This window comes from Streptomyces sp. NPDC059850 (assembly GCF_042731515.1).
Classification (GTDB): domain Bacteria; phylum Actinomycetota; class Actinomycetes; order Streptomycetales; family Streptomycetaceae; genus Streptomyces.
On the sequence record NZ_JBHWJI010000053.1, the window covers coordinates 19932 to 37400 of the forward strand.

15 protein-coding genes are annotated in these 17469 nt (G+C 69.9%); 5 read left to right on the plus strand and 10 right to left on the minus strand.

What is annotated here, in order from left to right; translation table 11 throughout:
* Positions 1-175 precede the first annotated feature (175 nt).
* Positions 176-790, plus strand: coding sequence for a hypothetical protein (locus ACFV9T_RS32940; protein WP_385446209.1), 615 nt, complete (start codon positions 176-178; stop codon positions 788-790).
* A gap of 103 nt (positions 791-893) precedes the next feature.
* On the opposite strand, the gene ACFV9T_RS32945 is transcribed toward ACFV9T_RS32940, so the two are convergent.
* Positions 894-1619 carry a DUF6250 domain-containing protein gene (locus tag ACFV9T_RS32945; RefSeq protein WP_385446162.1) on the minus strand — a complete coding sequence of 242 codons (726 nt, stop codon included), beginning with the start codon at positions 1617-1619 and terminating at the stop codon, positions 894-896.
* 127 nt (positions 1620-1746) lie between these two features.
* Positions 1747-3054 carry an LCP family protein gene (locus ACFV9T_RS32950; protein WP_385446163.1) on the minus strand — a complete coding sequence of 436 codons (1308 nt, stop codon included), beginning with the start codon at positions 3052-3054 and terminating at the stop codon, positions 1747-1749.
* A 107-nt stretch (positions 3055-3161) separates the two neighbouring features.
* On the opposite strand from ACFV9T_RS32950, the gene ACFV9T_RS32955 reads away from it, so the two are divergent.
* Positions 3162-3713 (plus strand): acyl-CoA thioesterase, encoded by a 552-nt coding sequence (locus tag ACFV9T_RS32955; protein ID WP_385446164.1) that lies wholly within the window; start codon positions 3162-3164, stop codon positions 3711-3713.
* Between the two features lie 127 nt (positions 3714-3840).
* Here ACFV9T_RS32955 and ACFV9T_RS32960 read toward each other — a convergent pair whose 3' ends face one another.
* Positions 3841-5004: an acyl-CoA dehydrogenase gene (locus ACFV9T_RS32960; RefSeq protein ID WP_385446165.1), complete on the minus strand. Its 1164-nt coding sequence runs from the start codon at positions 5002-5004 to the stop codon at positions 3841-3843.
* A 189-nt stretch (positions 5005-5193) separates the two neighbouring features.
* Between ACFV9T_RS32960 and ACFV9T_RS32965 the strand changes: the two genes are divergently transcribed.
* A complete protein-coding gene (locus ACFV9T_RS32965) occupies positions 5194-6534 on the plus strand; it encodes a UDP-glucose dehydrogenase family protein (protein ID WP_385446166.1) in 1341 nt (446 codons plus the stop codon).
* A 74-nt stretch (positions 6535-6608) separates the two neighbouring features.
* Here ACFV9T_RS32965 and ACFV9T_RS32970 read toward each other — a convergent pair whose 3' ends face one another.
* From ACFV9T_RS32970 to ACFV9T_RS32985, 4 genes are all read right to left on the minus strand, one after another.
* Complete coding sequence (locus ACFV9T_RS32970) at positions 6609-8036, minus strand: alkaline phosphatase family protein (protein ID WP_385446167.1); 1428 nt, start codon at positions 8034-8036, stop codon at positions 6609-6611.
* Between the two features lie 170 nt (positions 8037-8206).
* The gene (locus ACFV9T_RS32975; RefSeq protein ID WP_385446168.1) at positions 8207-9406 is read right to left on the minus strand and encodes a dipeptidase; all 1200 of its coding nucleotides are present in this window, start codon (positions 9404-9406) and stop codon (positions 8207-8209) included.
* A gap of 369 nt (positions 9407-9775) precedes the next feature.
* Complete coding sequence (gene purE, locus ACFV9T_RS32980; protein ID WP_385446169.1) at positions 9776-10306, minus strand: 5-(carboxyamino)imidazole ribonucleotide mutase; 531 nt, start codon at positions 10304-10306, stop codon at positions 9776-9778.
* Positions 10303-11442 (minus strand): 5-(carboxyamino)imidazole ribonucleotide synthase, encoded by a 1140-nt coding sequence (locus tag ACFV9T_RS32985; RefSeq protein WP_385446170.1) that lies wholly within the window; start codon positions 11440-11442, stop codon positions 10303-10305. The genes purE and ACFV9T_RS32985 overlap by 4 nt, the downstream gene beginning before the upstream one ends.
* Before the next feature lie 165 nt (positions 11443-11607).
* On the opposite strand from ACFV9T_RS32985, the gene ACFV9T_RS32990 reads away from it, so the two are divergent.
* Positions 11608-12144 (plus strand): GtrA family protein, encoded by a 537-nt coding sequence (locus ACFV9T_RS32990; protein ID WP_385446171.1) that lies wholly within the window; start codon positions 11608-11610, stop codon positions 12142-12144.
* A 21-nt stretch (positions 12145-12165) separates the two neighbouring features.
* Here ACFV9T_RS32990 and ACFV9T_RS32995 read toward each other — a convergent pair whose 3' ends face one another.
* Both ACFV9T_RS32995 and ACFV9T_RS33000 read right to left on the minus strand, forming a co-directional pair.
* Positions 12166-13416 (minus strand): ATP-binding protein, encoded by a 1251-nt coding sequence (locus ACFV9T_RS32995; protein ID WP_385446172.1) that lies wholly within the window; start codon positions 13414-13416, stop codon positions 12166-12168.
* 22 nt (positions 13417-13438) lie between these two features.
* A complete protein-coding gene (locus ACFV9T_RS33000) occupies positions 13439-14119 on the minus strand; it encodes a response regulator transcription factor (protein ID WP_123101300.1) in 681 nt (226 codons plus the stop codon).
* A 296-nt stretch (positions 14120-14415) separates the two neighbouring features.
* Here ACFV9T_RS33000 and ACFV9T_RS33005 point away from each other — a divergent pair, with 296 nt between their 5' ends.
* Positions 14416-15945: a peptide MFS transporter gene (locus ACFV9T_RS33005; protein WP_385446173.1), complete on the plus strand. Its 1530-nt coding sequence runs from the start codon at positions 14416-14418 to the stop codon at positions 15943-15945.
* 64 nt (positions 15946-16009) lie between these two features.
* Here ACFV9T_RS33005 and dacB read toward each other — a convergent pair whose 3' ends face one another.
* Positions 16010-17401 (minus strand): D-alanyl-D-alanine carboxypeptidase/D-alanyl-D-alanine-endopeptidase, encoded by a 1392-nt coding sequence (dacB, locus tag ACFV9T_RS33010; protein WP_385446174.1) that lies wholly within the window; start codon positions 17399-17401, stop codon positions 16010-16012.
* Positions 17402-17469: the final 68 nt, after the last annotated feature.

Sequence of the window (17469 nt, forward strand, 5' to 3'; positions counted from 1 at the left end):
GCTTTCCGAAACCACGCTGAGCCCGGATGACGCCTCGCGGGTCGCCAGGAGTGCCGCTCAGCCGTCCCGGCTGGACGCAGGCACCGTGGACGCTCTCGCGGGCGTGTTGAGTGCGTACCGTCGCCTGGACGACGTAGTCAGACCTGAATCCATGCTCTCCGCAACCCTCGCTCAAATGAACGTGATCACCTGCATGCTGAAGGGCGCACGAGGGCCGCATCGTGGGCAGCTGACAGCGGTGGCATCCGAGTTCGTTCAATTCGGTGGCTGGATGCTGGCTCAGGTGCGCGACGATACCAAGGCGCTGCGCCTCCTCACGGACGCGTTGGAGCTGGCCGACGAAATCGGAGACGGTGCGCTCGCGGCGCAGGCACTCAATTTCAAGGGCTACATTGCCCGGCAGCAGGGGCGGCCCCAGGGGATCGCGCGATGGTTCGCGGCGGCAGCGGACGCTCCAGGCGCTCACCCCGCGCAGCGGCTGGGAGACATCCTTCAATCGGCGGCGGGGTGGGCTGAGCTGGGTGAGACCGACCGCGCGCTGCGCATGGTCGAGCGTGCGGAGCGGCTGACGGACATAGCGGCCCGAGTGCCCCCGCCTGATACGGCCTACTGGCTGACTCCGGAGTTCAACCGTCTGAACCTCGGGTTGGCCACGCTGGCGCTGGGGCGCTACGACCAGGCTGCCGATCATCTGTCCGCCGGGTTGCGGGGGTTGCCGGAAAACCTTCAGGGGGCCGCGTGGAGCGGGGAGCACCGGGAGGCGCTGCGTAAGGCCGAAGCGGCCCGGTGATCGACGGCGGGCCACGATGGTGGTGATCGGGGCGCGGAGCCGCTGGCGAGCTGGCGGCCTTGCCGTGGCCCCGGCGGGGCCACGGCAATCTGGGCGGGTTTCCTCAGCGGTGGCGGCGCGGCCGCCAGATCGCGAAATTCGTCAGGTGGAAGTGGCTGGCGACGGTGCGGAAGCCGAACCAGCCGCTGGTGTACGGCTCGGGGTCCCGGTAGTCGCAGAGGAGCTGGTCGTTGCTCCAGTACTGGACGGTCCGCCCGGCGGAGATCAGGCGGACGCGGTGCGGGGCGTTCGGGGTGAGGAGTGGTTCGGTGAGGTCGAAGAGCAGGGGGCGGTTGCCCGGCTCGCCGGCGTAGCGGCGCATGCGGGTGGTGGTGTTGAGGTTGGCGCCGTAGCCGACGTAGTAGGTCTTCAGCAGGTCGTAGTCGGCGAAGGTGCCGCTGCGGGGGGTGGCGAAGAGGTCGCCGGGGGAGCGGACGTCGCGGGCGTTCCAGAAGGCGTTGAGGTCCGTCACGTGGTCGTTGGGGCCGCCCGCCGAGACCGGGGTGGCCGTGTACTCGATCACGTACGGGCCGGTCAGCTCGCGGGTGAACCAGACCGTGGCGCCGCCCGGTACGTCGACGTCGAGCACCCCGTGCCGGGCCCGTACCGTCCCGCCGCTCTCCAGCTCGGCGGTCCACTGGCGGGTGCCGTGGCGGAAGTCGTCGTGGGCTATCCGGGTCCAGCGGCGGCCTGTGGCAGCGGCCGCGAGGGCCGCCGGGGCGGCTGCGGTCGCGGCGGCCGTCGCGGCGGCGAGGGTGAGCAGGCGTCTGCGGGAGCGGAGGTACGTCATCGTGGTGCGGTTCCTTCCGGGGGAATGGTTGAACCGTTTCAATGCGTAGCGCCCGATGAACTTAACAGACGGCCGCCGCCGGACCCTTCGGGGGCCCGGCGGCGGCCGTCGTGCGGAGATGGCGCGGTCAGTTACTGGAGACCGTGACCTTCTCGTCGTTCTTCAGCTCGTTCACCAGCTGCTTGACCTTGGTCATGTCCCACTGGATCGCGCTGCCCTTGGGGGTGGACAGGCCGGGGTTGGAGACGGGCATGTTCATCTGCTTGCCCTCGCCGCCGGAGACGCTCTTCATCGCGAAGAACATGTCCTTGAGGTCCCACAGGCTCATGTCCTTGTCGACGATCAGGCTGTCGAGCCCGGCGCCCATCATCGGGTAGAGCGCGAAGGGGTTCATGACCGTGCCCGGCGAGGCCGCCTTGTTGGCCAGCGCGGACAGGAACTTCTGCTGGTTCTTGGTGCGGTCCAGGTCGCCGCCCGCGAGGCCGTAGCGCTGCCGGACGAACCCGAGGGCCTGCTGACCGTCGAGGGTCTGCTTGCCCGCCTTGAGGTCATTGCCGGACTTCTTGTCCTTCATGTCCTGCGGGATGTCGATCTCGACCCCGCCGACCCCGTCGACGATCTTGGCGAAGCCGTCGAAGCCGATCTCCGCGTAGTGGTCGATCTTCAGACCGGTGTTGTACTCGATGGTCCGGGCGAGCAGCTGCGGGCCCTCCGAGGAGTACGACGCGTTCAGCTTGTTCTGGCTCGCCGGGATCCGGTTGCCGGTCTCCGAGCCGGTGAAGGCCGGGATGGTGACCCAGGAGTCACGCGGGAGGCTGACCATGGTGTTCCCGTTCTCACCGACGTGGAGCAGGATCATGGAGTCGGTGCGGCGGCCCTCGGCGGAGCCGGTGTGCAGCTTCTTCTTGTCCTCGTCGGACATGCCCTCGCGGCTGTCAGAACCGACGATCAGGTAGTTGGTGCCCTTGCCGCCGGTCGGCCGGTCCTCGACCTTGCTGAGGTCGACCTCGCGCTTGAGCTTGCCGTCGGCCCAGAAGTACGTACCGATACCGACCGCGAGCAGCAGCACCACCAGGGTGACCAGACCGACGGTTATCCGGCGCTTCCAGTTCACGGGGCCTCCCGCGCGCCCGCCGCGCCTGCCGCGGCCGCCGCCGGATCCGCCCGGCCCGCCGGGGCCACGGCCACCGCCGCCGTAGACCTGGCCGGTGTTGTATCCGTCACCGCCGTGGCCGCCGTAGTCGTCGTAGCTCGGGGAGGGCCCCGGTACGTTCCCCCGCGGCGAAAGCTCAGGGGGCAGCGGCGGCTCGCCGCCGCCCGGTGCCGCCCGCCGTACCTGCGGCATCGAGCGGGCCCCCTCTGGCTGGGAGCCACCGCTGCCGCGTCCGTACCGGTCGTTGCGGTCACCGGTGTAACCCTGGGGCCATTCGCTCATGCAAGGAAGTGTGCCTGGTCGGCCCCGCTGTCTTACAGGGCGGGTGCCGGATCGGGGCGTGGCTGTTGCAGAGCTGATAAGAACGTGGTCCGCATATGGTGGACGCCATGACCAAACAGGCCCACAGCGCCGAAGTGGATCTTCCGGGCAAGCCCACCTCCGCCTCCCGCACCACGCTGTCGCACATCATGACCGGCAGCGACACCAACCTCCTCGGCACGGTCCACGGCGGCGTGATCATGAAGCTCGTCGACGACGCGGCCGGGGCGGTCGCCGGACGGCACTCCGAGGGCCCCGCGGTCACCGCCTCGATGGACGAGATGGCCTTCCTGGAGCCGGTCAGGGTCGGCGACCTCGTCCATGTGAAGGCCCAGGTCAACTGGACCGGACGGTCCTCCATGGAGGTCGGCGTCCGCGTGCTGGCCGAGCGCTGGAACGAATCCACTCCCGCCACCCAGGTCGGCAGCGCCTATCTGGTCTTCGCCGCGGTCGACGCCGACGGCAAGCCCCGCCCCGTACCCCCGGTCATACCGGAGACCGAGCGCGACAAGCGGCGCTACCAGGAGGCCGAGATCCGCCGCACCCACCGCCTGGCCCGCCGCCGCGCGATCAGAGACCTGCGCGCCCGGCGCGCGGCGGAGGGCCCGGAGGAGCTGTAGGTCCGTCGCCGAGGAGTTCGGCGCTGAGGAGTTCGGCGCTGAGGAGTTCGGCGCGCGCCTGAGCGGGGCGTATGGCAGAGGGCGGGGGCGCCGTATGCGACGCCCCCGCCCTCTGCCATACGTACCGCTACGGCAGGTTGCGGGCCATGACGACTCGCTGGACCTGGTTGGTGCCCTCGTAGATCTGGGTGATCTTGGCGTCGCGCATCATGCGCTCGACCGGGTAGTCGCGGGTGTAGCCGTAGCCGCCGAGGAGCTGGACGGCGTCCGTGGTGACCTCCATGGCGACGTCCGAGGCGAAGCACTTGGCGGCGGCGCCCTGGTAGGTGAGGTCGGCGTCGCAGCGCTCGGAGGCGGCGGCGGCCTGGTAGGTCAGGGCGCGGGCGGCCGAGATCTTCATGGCCATGTCGGCGAGCATGAACTGGATGCCCTGGAAGTCGGCGATCGCCTTGCCGAACTGCTTGCGCTCCTGGACGTAGCCCTTGGCGTAGTCCAGGGCGCCCTGGGCGATGCCGAGGGCCTGGGCGGCGATGGTGATGCGGGTGTGGTCGAGGGTCTTCATGGCGGTGGCGAAGCCGGTGCCCTCGGCGCCGATCATGCGGTCGGCGGGGATGCGGACGTTGTCGAGGTAGACCTCGCGCGTCGGGGAGCCCTTGATGCCGAGCTTCTTCTCCGGGGCGCCGAAGGACACGCCCTCGTCCGACTTCTCCACGACGAAGGCGGAGATGCCCTTGGACCGCTTCTCGGGGTCGGTGACGGCCATCACCGTGTAGTAGTCGGAGACCCCGGCGTTGGTGATCCAGCGCTTGACGCCGTTGAGGACGTAGAAGTCGCCTTCGCGGACCGCCTTGGTCTTCATACCGGCCGCGTCCGAGCCCGCGTCGGGCTCGGAGAGACAGTACGAGAACATCGCGTCGCCCTTGGCGAGCGGGCTCAGGTACCTCTTCTTCAGCTCCTCGGAGCCGGAGAGGATGACCGGCAGCGAGCCCAGCTTGTTGACGGCGGGGATCAGGGAGGAGGACGCGCAGACGCGGGCGACCTCCTCGATGACGATCACGGTCGCGAGCGCGTCGGCACCGGCGCCGCCGAAGGACTCGGGGACGTGCACCGCGTGCAGGTCATTGGCGACCAAGGAGTCCAGCGCTTCCTGCGGGAAGCGGCCCTCCTCGTCGACCTCGGCCGCGAAGGGGGCTATTTTCGCCTCGGCGAGCGAGCGGACCGAATCGCGGAGCATGTCGTGCTCCTCCGACGGCCGGTACAGGTCGAAGTCTGCGTTTCCCGAGGACGCCAAGGTCTTCTCACTCCCCTGTGGTGCTAACTACCGTTAAGTAACTGAAGTCTAGGGCCGCCGACGCGACACGTATACGTGCCCTATACGTGAGCTACCCGACAAGACGCCGCCAAGACGCCGCTGAGCCCTGCCGGGGGTGCCGACTATGCTCAGGCAGCGCATCTGAGACCGACGCTTCTGGAGCACCACATGGCCCTCAAGATCACCGTGATCGGCACCGGCTACCTGGGCGCGACCCACGCCGCGGCCATGGCCGAGCTGGGCTTCGAGGTGCTGGGGCTGGACATCGTGCCCGAGAAGGTCGCGATGCTCTCGGAGGGCCGGGTGCCCATGTACGAGCCCGGTCTGGAGGATCTGCTGAAGCGGCACGTGGTCGGCGCCGAGGGCTCGACCGGGCGGCTGCGCTTCACCAGCTCCTACGAGGAGGCCGGACAGTTCGGCGATGTCCACTTCATCTGCGTGAACACCCCGCAGAAGCACGGCGAGTACGCGTGTGACATGCGTCACGTCGACAACGCCGTGGAATCGCTCGCCCCGCATCTGCACCGCCCGGCGCTGGTCGTCGGCAAGTCCACCGTCCCGGTCGGCAGCGCGGACCGGCTGGCGGCGCGCCTCGCCGAGCTGGCCCCGGCCGGTGCGGACGCCGAGCTGGCGTGGAACCCGGAGTTCCTGCGCGAGGGCTTCGCCGTGCAGGACACGCTGCACCCGGACCGGATCGTGGTGGGGGTCACCAGCGACCGCTCCGAGAAGGTGCTGCGGGATGTGTACGCGACGCCGATCGCGGAGGGGTCGCCGTTCGTGGTGACCGACTTCCCGACCGCCGAGCTGGTGAAGACGTCGGCGAACTCCTTCCTCGCCACGAAGATCTCGTTCATCAACGCCATGGCCGAGGTCTGCGAGGCGGCGGGCGGCGATGTGGTCAAGCTCGCCGAGGCCATCGGCTATGACGAGCGGATCGGCAAGAAATTCCTGCGGGCCGGGATCGGCTTCGGCGGCGGCTGTCTGCCCAAGGACATCCGGGCCTTCATGGCCCGCGCCGGTGAACTCGGCGCGGACCAGGCCCTGACCTTCCTCCGCGAGGTCGACTCGATCAACATGCGGCGCCGTGGCCACATGGTCGAGCTGGCCCGTGAGGCCGTCGGCGGCAGCTTCCTGGGCAAGCGGGTGGCGGTGCTGGGCGCCACGTTCAAGCCGGACTCGGACGACGTACGGGACTCCCCCGCGCTCAACGTGGCCGGGCAGATACAGCTCCAGGGCGCCCAGGTCACCGTCTTCGACCCCAAGGGCATGGACAACGCCCGCGCCCTCTTCCCGACCCTCGCCTACGCCCCGACCGCCCTGGAGGCGGCCCGGGGCGCCCACGCGGTGCTGCATCTGACCGAGTGGCGCGAGTTCCGGGAGCTGGACCCGGTGGGCCTGGGCGAGATGGTCGCCGAGCGCCGCATCCTGGACGGCCGGAACGCCCTCGACCCCGACTACTGGCGCGACGCGGGCTGGACGTACCGCGCGCTGGGCCGCCCCATGGCGTAGGCCCGTAAGTCTCTGACGTACGCCGCCCCCGCCGGGCTTCCTCCGGCGGGGGCGGCGTACATAGGCAGGCGGGTTCAGCGGCGGGGGCGGCGGCCCTTTTCCTGCTTCGGGGGCTTCTGGTCGGCGCCCGGGAGGGTCGGCTTGGGGAGGTTCTCGACGTCCTCCTTGGCCTTCTCCAGCTGCTCGGCCGTGTCGTCCGGCAGCTTCGGCGGCCTCGGGGCGGCGTGGCCGAAGCCGAAGGCCGAGGTGAGGTCGCCGAAGGTGCGGCGGCGCCACTGGCTGATGTTGGGCTCCTTCACCCCGGTCAGCCGCTCCAGGAACTGCAGCACCGAGGTGTGGTCGAACGCCTCGCCCGCGGCCCAGCCGCCCACCGTCCACGGCGAGACGATGAGGCAGGGCACCCGGAAGCCGCCGCCGATGGGCAGGCCGCCCACGAACTCGTCCACGGTCCCGGCCTTGGGGGTGGGCGGCGGTACGTGGTCGAACAGGCCGTCGTTCTCGTCGTAGTTGAGGATGAAGACGGTCTTGCGCCAGACGTCCGGATTGGAGGCGATGGCCTCGATCTTGGACGCCACGTAGTCGGCACCGGCCGCCGGGAGGTAGTCCGGGTGCTCGGAGACCTCGGCGGTCGGGATGATCCAGGAGACGGTCGGCAGCCGGTCGTTGCGGGCGTCCTCCTCGAACGTCCCGGCGGGGCTGTGCACCATGCCTCGGTCGTACAGCGGGTCGCCGGGGCGGGCGTCCTGGAACTGCTGGAACTCCTCCAGGAGGTTGCAGCCGTAGTTGTCCTCCTCCTGGTAGACCTTCCAGCTGACGCCCGCCTTCTGGAGGCGCTCGGCGTACGTCGTCCAGCGGTACGGCTTGGGCGCCGTGTTCTCCAGGACCGGGCCGCCCTTGACTCCGGCCGGGTCGATGGTGCCCGTCATCCAGTACAGCCGGTTGGGCCAGGTGGGGCCGAAGACCGAGCAGAAGTAGTTGTCGCAGACGGTGAACGCCTCGGCCAGGGCGAACTGGAACGGGATGTCCTCACGGGTGTGGTAGCCCATGACGTACGGCCCGTTCTCGCCGTCGGCCGCGCGGTGGGACGGGAGCCACTTGTCCATGGCGCCGTTGTTCCACGCCTCGTGCTGCACCGACCAGGCGTGGCTGGTGGAGGGGATCGCCTGGGCACTGGTGGAGCGGGTGTCCAGGTGGAACGGGAGCAGATAGCCGTCCGGGTTCTCCGCGTCCGGCTGGTGGAAGACGGACTTGCCGGTGGAGAGGGTCAGGGCGTCCGGGTCGGCGAACCCGCGCACTCCCTTGAGGGTGCCGAAGTAGTGGTCGAACGAGCGGTTTTCCTGCATCAGCAGGACGACGTGCTCGATGTCGTCGAGCGAACCGCCCTTCGGGGGTCCGGCGGCTATCGCCTGCTGCACGCTCGGCGGCAGAAGCGTCATGGCCGCGCCCGCGCCGAACGAACCGGCGGCGGCACCAAGGAGTCTACGGCGGGTGAAGTCGGGCATAACGCCTCTTTCCCGTATCTATGCATGAGAGATCGTCAGACCGCTGATGACTCTCTCGCCATGCCGACGACGGAGAAGAGACGAATTACGTGAACGATGCATCAACACATCGCAAAGCCACCAAGCCCTGGTAAAGGGGTGGTTGGTGGCTCATGCGAGTGCTGGGGGTGTTAGGCCTCGGTGGTGCCGTCCAGCTGGTCGATCGTCGCGATGGACGGACCCCTGACCGCGCGGAGCCCGCGCGCCGCGTCCTCGGCGCCGCGCAGCACCCGGACGGCGTTCTGCCAGGTCAGCTTGGCGAGTTCGGCCTCGGACCAGCGGCGGTCGAGCAGTTCCGCGATGAGGTTGGGGTAGCCCGCGACGTCGTCCAGGCCGGACGGGGTGAAGGCGGTGCCGTCGAAGTCGCCGCCGATGCCGATGTGGTCGACGCCCGCCACCTCACGCATGTGGTCGAGGTGGTCGGCGACGGTGGCGGCGGTGGCCTTCGGCCTCGGGCGGGCCTCCTCGAAGGCGCGCTGCACCTTCTTCGCGGCGTCCGTCAGCTCCAGGGGGTGCAGGCCGTGCGCGCGCATGTTCTCGTCCGCCGCCTTCGTCCACTCACCCGCCTCCGGCAGCACGAACTTCGGCACGAACGTGGCCATCGCCACCCCGCCGTTGGCCGGGAGCGCGGCCAGGACGTCGTCCGGGATGTTGCGCGGATGGTCGCAGACGGCGCGGGCGGAGGAGTGCGAGAAGAGGACCGGGGCCTCGGTCACGCGGAGCGCGTCGCGCATCGTGTCGGCCGAGACGTGGGAGAGGTCGACGAGCATGCCGAGCCGGTTCATCTCGCGGACGACCTCCTCGCCGAAGCGGGTGAGGCCGTGCGCCCTCGGCTTGTCGGTGGCCGAGTCGGCCCAGGGGATGTTGTCGTTGTGGGTGAGCGTCATATAACGCACGCCGAGGTCGTACAGGGCGCGGAGGGTGGCGAGCGAGCAGTTGATGCTGTGGCCGCCCTCGGCGCCCATGAGCGACGCGATCCGGCCCTCGGCGCGGGCCGCCTCGATGTCGGCGGCGGTGAGCGACAGCCGGAGGTCGTCGGGGTAGCGCTCGGTCAAACGGCGGACGACGTCGATCTGTTCGAGGGTGGCGCTGACTGCTGTGTCGCCGCTGAAGTCCGAGCGTACGAAGACTGACCAGAACTGGGCGCCTACGCCGCCTTCGCGGAGGCGGGGGATGTCGGTGTGGGTGCGCGTCGTTTGATCGGCGGCGATGTCGAGGCGGTCGAGGTCGTAGCGGACCTGCTCGCGCAGGGCCCAGGGGAGGTCGTTGTGGCCATCCACGATGGGGTGTGCGGCCAGGAGTTGGCGGGCGTGCGCGAGGTGATCGGTCATCCGGGCATTTTCGTACGGCCGCCCGACGAAGTCACGGCCACGCGGCGCCCGCGGCGGGCCTTGTCCCCACCCCGCCCCTCCCCGAACCTGGGGCTCCGCCCCAGACCCCGCTCCTCAAACGCCGGAGGGGCTGGGGGTGGGGCATCACCGCCCCGACCCCGCTCCTCAAACGCCGGAGGGGCTGGATTTTCCCGGCCGGGACTGGCTTGCCCGCCTGGGGCTGGTTTGCCCTGCCGGAGTGGGGCAACCCCAGCCCAGCCTCCCCCTGTGCCACCATCCAGCCCCTCCGACGCTTGAGGAGCGGGGTCCGGGGCAGAGCCCCGGCATCGGGAAGGGGCGGGGTGGGGAACAGGCCCCCGCAGGGGTGGGTCAGTGGGCGAAGCCGAAGGACGGGGCGCCGTCCACCTTGGCGCGCAGTCGCTTGCCCTTTTCCGTGGCCTGTTCGTTCAGCTCGTCCTGGAACTCCCTCATCCGGCCCTGCAACTCCGCATCGTGGGCAGCGAGGATGCGGGCCGCGAGGAGGCCCGCGTTGCGGGCGCCGCCGATGGAGACCGTGGCGACCGGGACGCCCGCAGGCATCTGGACGATGGACAGGAGGGAGTCCATGCCGTCCAGGTACTTGAGGGGCACGGGGACGCCGATCACCGGGAGCGGGGTCACCGAGGCGAGCATGCCGGGGAGGTGGGCCGCACCGCCCGCGCCCGCGATGATGGCCTTGAGGCCCCGGGGCGCCGCGTTCTCGCCGTACGCGACCATCTCGCGCGGCATCCGGTGCGCCGAGACGACGTCCACCTCGTACGGGATCTCGAACTCGTCGAGGGCCTTGGCGGCTTCTTCCATGACCGGCCAGTCGGAGTCGGAACCCATGACGATGCCGATCGCGGGCACAGGAGCGCTCATTCGGTGATGGTCCCTCGGAGGTAGTCGGCGGCGTGACGGCCGCGCTCGCGGACGTCGGCCAGGTCGTCGCCGTAGGTGTTGACGTGGCCGACCTTGCGGCCCGGCTTCACGCCCTTGCCGTACATGTGGATCTTCAGCCCGGGGTCGCGGGCCATGCAGTGGAGGTAGGCCGCGTACATGTCGGGGTAGTCGCCGCCGAGCACGTTGGTCATGACGGTCCACTTCGCCCGGGTGTTCGGGGCGCCGAGCGGGAGGTCGAGCACCGCGCGCACATGGTTGGCGAACTGGGAGGTGACGGCGCCGTCCTGGGTCCAGTGGCCGGAGTTGTGGGGGCGCATCGCCAGTTCGTTGACGAGGATGCGGCCGTCCCGGGTCTCGAACAGCTCGACCGCGAGGTGGCCGACCACACCCAGCTCGGCCGCGATCTTCAGCGCCAGCTCCTGCGCCTGGGCGGAGAGCGCCTCGGAGAGGTCGGGGGCGGGGGCGATGACGGTGTCGCAGACGCCGTCCACCTGTATCGACTCCACGACGGGGTAGGCCACGGCCTGGCCGTGCGGGGAGCGCACGACGTTGGCGGCCAGCTCGCGCGCGAAGTCGACCATCTCCTCGGCGAGGACGGGCACGCCCGCCCGGAACGGCTCGGCGGCGTCCTCCGCACTGCGGACGACCCATACGCCCTTGCCGTCATAGCCGCCGCGCACCGTCTTGAGGACGACCGGGAAGCCGTCCCCCTCCTCGGCGAACCGCGCGACGTCGGCCGGGTCGGCGACGATGCGGTGGCGGGGGCAGGGCACCCCGGTGGCGCGCAGCCGCTCCCGCATCACGCCCTTGTCCTGCGCGTGCAGCAGGGCCTCGATGCCGGGGCGGATGACGACACCGTCCGCCTCCAGCGCGCGCAGATGCTCGGCCGGGACATGCTCGTGGTCGAAAGTGACCACATCACAGCCTTGTGCGAACGCACGAAGCGTCTCCAGGTCGCGATAGTCGCCGACGACGACATCACTGACCACTTGGGCCGCCGAGTCCTGAGGAGTGTCACTGAGCAGCTTGAACCTGATGCCGAGGGGGATGCCCGCCTCGTGGGTCATACGGGCGAGCTGGCCGCCCCCGACCATGCCGACTACCGGAAATGTCACCCTCCAAGGGTAACTTCTCGCCACGACAGCCCCTGACCTGCACTTGGATGATCCTCCAGATATTCGGACCGGCCTGTTACTCCCGGCCTCCGGGCGAGTGTCGGTGCCGCTGGTTAGCATGGGGAGATGCTGTCGATGATGACGAAACGGGGCTGAACGATCACCATGAGTGAACGACGCATGCTCGGGGGGCTGGGCACCCAGGTGGGACGGCTCGCCCGGGAGATCGCGAAGTTCGGGGTGGTCGGCGGCGCCGGCGTCTTCGTCAACCTCGCCGTCTTCAACGTGGTCCGCAGCGTCACGGAGCTGCCCGTGGTGCGGGCCAGCATCGTGGCGACGGTGGTCGCGACCTGCTTCAACTACCTCGGCTACCGGTATTTCACCTACCGCGACCGGGACAAGCAGGGGCGCACCAAGGAACTCAGCCTGTTCCTGCTGTTCAGCGCGATCGGCCTGATCATCGAGAACGGGGTGCTCTACACGGCGACGTACGGCTTCGGCTGGGACAGCTCGCTCGCGAGCAACGTCTTCAAGTTCGTCGGCATCGGCATCGGCACCCTCTTCCGCTTCTGGTCCTACCGGACCTGGGTGTTCCGGGCGCTGCCCGCGCGGGAGGCCGTGGAGAGCGCGGAGGCGTTCCTCGCGGAGGCGCCGCCCGCCCAGACCACCCGCCGCGACAGCAAGCAGCCGGTCCGGAAGTAGCCGCTCAGAGCACGTAGCCGCTCAGCTAGGGCGGATGTCCTCCGCCACGCGGCTCAGGAAGAGCGCGAACACCGGCGGATGCGGCTGCAGCAGCTCCAGCCGTCCCCCGTCCGCCTCCGCCAGATCGCGGGCGACCGCGAGGCCGAGCCCGGTGGAGTTCCGTCCGCTGACCGTCCGCTCGAAGACCCGCGCGCCGAGGTCGGCCGGTACGCCCGGCCCCTCGTCGGTGACCTCGACCACCGCCTGGTTGCCGGTGACCCGGGTGCGCAGCGCCACCGTACCGTCGCCGTGCATCAGCGAGTTCTCGATGAGCGTCGCGAGCACCTGGGCGACCGCGCCCGGGGTGCCGACCGCCCGCAGCCCCTTCTTGCCGGAGCGCACGATCGCGCGCCCCTCGCTGCGGGAGGCCGGGCGCCACTCCTCGATCTGCTGCTTGACCACCTCGTCCAGGTCGAAGGCGACCGCGGAGCCGCTGCGCGGGTCGCGCGAGTTCGTCAGCAGCCGCTGGACGACGTCGGTGAGCCGCTCGACCTGGCCCAGCGCGATCGACGCCTCCTCCTTCACCGTCTCCGGATCGTCGGTGAGCGTGATCTCCTCCAGCCGCATGGACAGCGCGGTCAGCGGCGTCCGCAGCTGGTGCGAGGCGTCGGCCGCCAGCCGCCGCTCGGCGGTGAGCATGCGGCCGATGCGCTCGGCGCTCGCGTCCAGCACATCGGCGACCCGGTCCAGCTCGGGCACCCCGTAGCGGCGGTGGCGCGGCCGGGGATCGCCGGAGCCCAGCCGCTCGGCGGTCTCGGCGAGGTCGGTGAGCGGCGCGGAGAGCCGGTGCGCCTGCCGTACGGCGAGGAAGACCGCGGCGAGGACCGCGAGCAGCGCCACCGCCAGGATGATCAGCATGGTGCGGCCGATCTCCCGGCTGACCGTCGTACGGGACGCCTCGACCCGTACCGTCTCGCCCTGCTCGCCGTGCTCCTCGGAGGAGATGACGCTGCCTTCGGGGCGCTTGCCGATCTCGACGTCCGGGTGGTCCGGGATCGTGATCAGGGCGTAGCGGCCGGGTTCGATCTGCTCGCGCAGCACCTTGTGGGTGACGCCCTCGCCGCCGAGCAGCCTGCTGTCCACGATGCTGACCAGCCGCACCGCGTCCGAGCTGACGCTCTCCTGGGCGCTGTTCTCGATGGTCCGGGTCTCGACGATGACCAGCGAGACGCCGAAGACGGCGATGACGACGAGCACCACGGCCAGCGTGGAGTTGATCAAGCGACGGCGCATGGCCCTACCGTCTCAGCCACCGTCAGCTTTTCTCGAACCTGAAGCCGACACCCCGGACGGTGGCGATATAGCGGGGGTTGGCGGCGTCGTCCCCGAGCTTCTTGCGGAGCCAGGAGATGTGCATGTCGAGCGTCTTGGTGGAGGACCACCAGGTGGTGTCCCACACCTCGCGCATCAGCTGATCGCGGGTGACCACCCGTCCGGCGTCCCGCACCAGGACCCGCAGCAGGTCGAACTCCTTCGCCGTCAGCTGCAGCTCCTCGTCGCCCATCCACGCGCGGTGCGACTCGACGTCGATGCGCACCCCGTGGGTGGCGGGCGCCTGCGCCTGGGTCTCGACGGCGCCTCGGCGCAGCAGGGCCCGGACACGGGCGAGGAGTTCGGCGAGGCGGAACGGCTTGGTGACGTAGTCGTCGGCACCGGCGTCCAGGCCGACCACGGTGTCCACCTCGTCGGCGCGGGCGGTGAGCACCAGCACCGGGAAGCCATGGCCTTCGGTGCGCAGTCGGCGACAGACCTCCAGTCCGTCCATCCCGGGCAGGCCCAAGTCGAGGACGAGCAGATCGACGCCTCCTTGGAGACCGGCGTCGAGCGCGGTGGGTCCGTCCTCCCGCACCTCCACCTCGTACCCCTCACGGCGCAGCGCGCGGGCGAGGGGCTCCGAGATCGATGCGTCATCCTCGGCGAGCAAAACTCGGGTCATGAGGTGATGGTAGTCCGCTTGGGTTCACGTACGGGGCGCGCAGGTGGTGACGCAGGGAGCACGACCGGTCGCGCACCCGATCCGTGATCTAAGTCTCACCCAGGAGTGTCAAGTGCGTGTCGTATGGTGAAACAACGTCTGTAGCACTCCTCTGGGACCTTTGGTGGGTTCGACGCGCCGAAGGTCTCTGTCATGCCCGGGTCCGGACATTGGAGTCGCCTCCCCCCACGGGCGCTCTTCTACGCGTGTCGATACGCGCGGCGGTGCACCCCTGAGTTCTGTAAGGAACCCCCCACATGGCGTCCAGCATGTCGAAGGGCGCGACCGCGCAGGAGTCCCCTGCCAGCGGTGGCAAGACCTTCTTCGGCCACCCACGCGGCCTCGCCACGCTCTTCATGATCGAAATGTGGGAGCGCTTCAGCTTCTACGGCATGAGAGCCCTCCTCGTCCTCTACCTGATCTCCGGCGGCCCGGACGCCAAGGACGGCGGCCAGGGCGGCGGCCTCGGGATGACCGAGGGCAACGCGGTGGCCATCTACTCGGTCTACCTGGCCATGGTCTATCTGCTGGCCATGCCCGGCGGCTGGTTCGCCGACCGGCTCTGGGGTCCGCGCAAGACCGTCGTGCTGGCGTCCGGGATCGTGATGGCCGGGCATCTGGCGCTCGCCATCCCGGGGGCGGCGAGCTTCTTCGTCGGCCTCGCGCTGGTCGCGCTCGGCTCCGGTCTGATCAAGGCCAACATCTCCACGATGGTCGGCCAGCTCTACGACGGACCGCAGGACCCGCGCCGCGACGGCGGCTTCACCATCTTCTACATCGGCATCAACCTCGGCGCCTTCGCCGCCCCGCTGGTGATCGGCACCGTCGGCCAGTCGTACAACTGGCACCTGGGCTTCGCACTCGCGGCGCTCGGCATGGCGCTGGGCCTGGTGCAGTTCCTGATCGGCACCCGCCATCTGAGCCCCGAGAGCGACACCGTGCCGATGCCGCTGGCGGCCGAGGAGCGCCGGTCCTGGCTGCGCAAGGGCCTGATCTGGCTGGCCGTCACCGCCGTCTTCTACACCGGCGTGGTGGCCAGCGGCAGCTGGACGCTCAACTGGGCGCTGGTCCCGATCACCCTGCTCGGCCTGATCATCCCGATCGCGGTGCTGGTGCGGATCAAGCGGGACCGGGATCTGGACGAGGTCGAGCAGACCAAGGTCAGCGGCTACATCTGGTTCTTCGCGGCCGCCGCCGTGTTCTGGATGATCTTCGACCAGGGCGGCTCGACGATGTCCGCCTTCGCCGAGACCAAGACCGCGGACACGATCTTCGGGCTGAAGTTCCCGTCCTCGTGGTTCCAGTCGGTGAACCCGATGCTGATCATGGCGCTGGCCCCGGTCTTCGCCTGGCTGTGGCTGTGGCTCGCCCGGCGCGACCGGGAGCCGAACACCACGCTGAAGTTCGCCTTCGGCCTGGTCATGATCGGCGCCTCGTTCTTCGTCTTCGTGCTGCCGATGCAGATGGCCTCGGACGGTACGAAGGTCAGCCCGATGTGGCTGGTGTCGATCTACTTCATCCAGACCGTGGGCGAGCTGTGCGTCTCGCCGGTCGGCCTGTCGGTGACGACCAAGATGGCGCCCGCGAAGTACGCCAGCCAGCTGATGGGCGTGTGGTTCCTCGCCGTGACCGCCGGTGACTGCGTCACGGGGCTGCTGTCCATCGCCGGGGTCGACCTGAGCGGTCCGGGCGTCATCGCGATGGAGGCGAGCGCGGCGGCGCTCGCGGGCCTCGCGGTCTTCATGTACCGCAAGAAGGTCGTGGCGCTCATGGCCGACGTGCACTGACGTCCGACACGTACGGCGTGACGAGGGCCCGGGGCTGGTCAGCCCCGGGCCCTCGTTTACGTCGTTACGCCCAGCAGCCGTTGACCGTGGCGGCCAGGCCGTCCATGGCGTCCGTGATCTGGGACGTCGCGGCGGTGGAATTGTTCTCCACGAAGGAGAAGACCTTCCAGCGGCCGTCCTTGCCCTGGGTCACCCCGCTGAGCGCGACCGCGCCGGTCAGGGTGCCGGTCTTCGCCCGCACCTTGTTGACGGCGCACTTGGAGTTCGGGTCGTCGAAACGGGCGTACTCCGGGCCGAGCGTGCTGCCCGCCTCACCGGCGACCGGCAGGCCTTCCAGGATCGGCCCGAGTACGTAGCCGTTGCGGGGCTCGGTGGCGTTGTCCAGGATCGCCGCGATGGTGGCGGCCGGAATCCGGGTGGAGCGGGAGAGCCCGCTGCCGTCCTTCAGGACGACGTTGTCGAGCGGGATGCCGTACCGCTGGCCCAGCACCTGCCGGACGGCCTCCGTACCGCCTTCGAACGTGGCGGGCTGTCCCGCCTTGATGGCCGTCTTCCGCAGCAGCGTCTCGGCCATGTCGTTGTTGCTGGTCTTGAGCATCGTACGAACCAGCTCGGCCACCGTCGGCGACAGCTTCTGCGCCACCGGCACATCGCCGCCGGTCGCCTTCCCGCGCGTGACGTCGCCGTCGACCGTGACGCCCCGTTCGGCGAGCTTGGCCGCGAACACCTTCCCGGCGTCCAGGGCGGTGTCCGCGGAGAGCTTGCCGTCGACCGACAGGGCGCGGACGGGGGAGATCTGGTCGTCGTAGTAGTCGGGCCGCCAGCCCTCGGCCATCGTCGGCTCCGGGAAGAGGCTGTCGTCGATGGCGACCTTGACGTTCGTCACGCCCGCCGCCTTGAGCCCGTCGACGGCCGTCCGCGCCATCTCGCCGAGGTCGGCGCTGCTCAGGGTGCGGTCACCGTCGCCGACGAGGGTGAGGGTGCCGTTGCTGTAGACGACCTTGGTGGTGAAGCGGTGCTCGGGGCCCAGCTCGCTCAGGGCGGCGGTGGCGGTGGCGAGCTTGACGTTGGAGGCGGGCATCAGCGCGGTCGAGGCGTTGTGGCCCCAGATCACCTTGTCCGAGGCGGAGTCCAGCACCACGCCGCTGAGGGTGCCGTCCTTGGCCAGGCTCGGGTTGTTGACGCGCTCGCCGAGGTTCGCGGCCATCGCGCTGTCGGCCTCGCTGAGCGGCGGCTCCACCGCGTCCGGGACGGTGGCGGCCGCGGCGGCGCTCTTGTCGGCGGCGAACGCCGACGGCCCGGCCAGCACGGCCCCGGCCACCGGTGCGGTCGCGGCGAGCACGAGGGCGCGGCGGGCGGCCGCGTTCATCGCCTTGGGCTTGCGGTGCCGGTGCCGCTGCCGCTGCGGCGCGTGGGGGGTGGAGGGGGATTCGGGATCGGTGCGTACGGCGTCCATATGAAGTTCCTGAAAGTGCAATGGGGGAACGATGGGCACAGGCTAAAGGGGCATGGCTAACGTCCCGC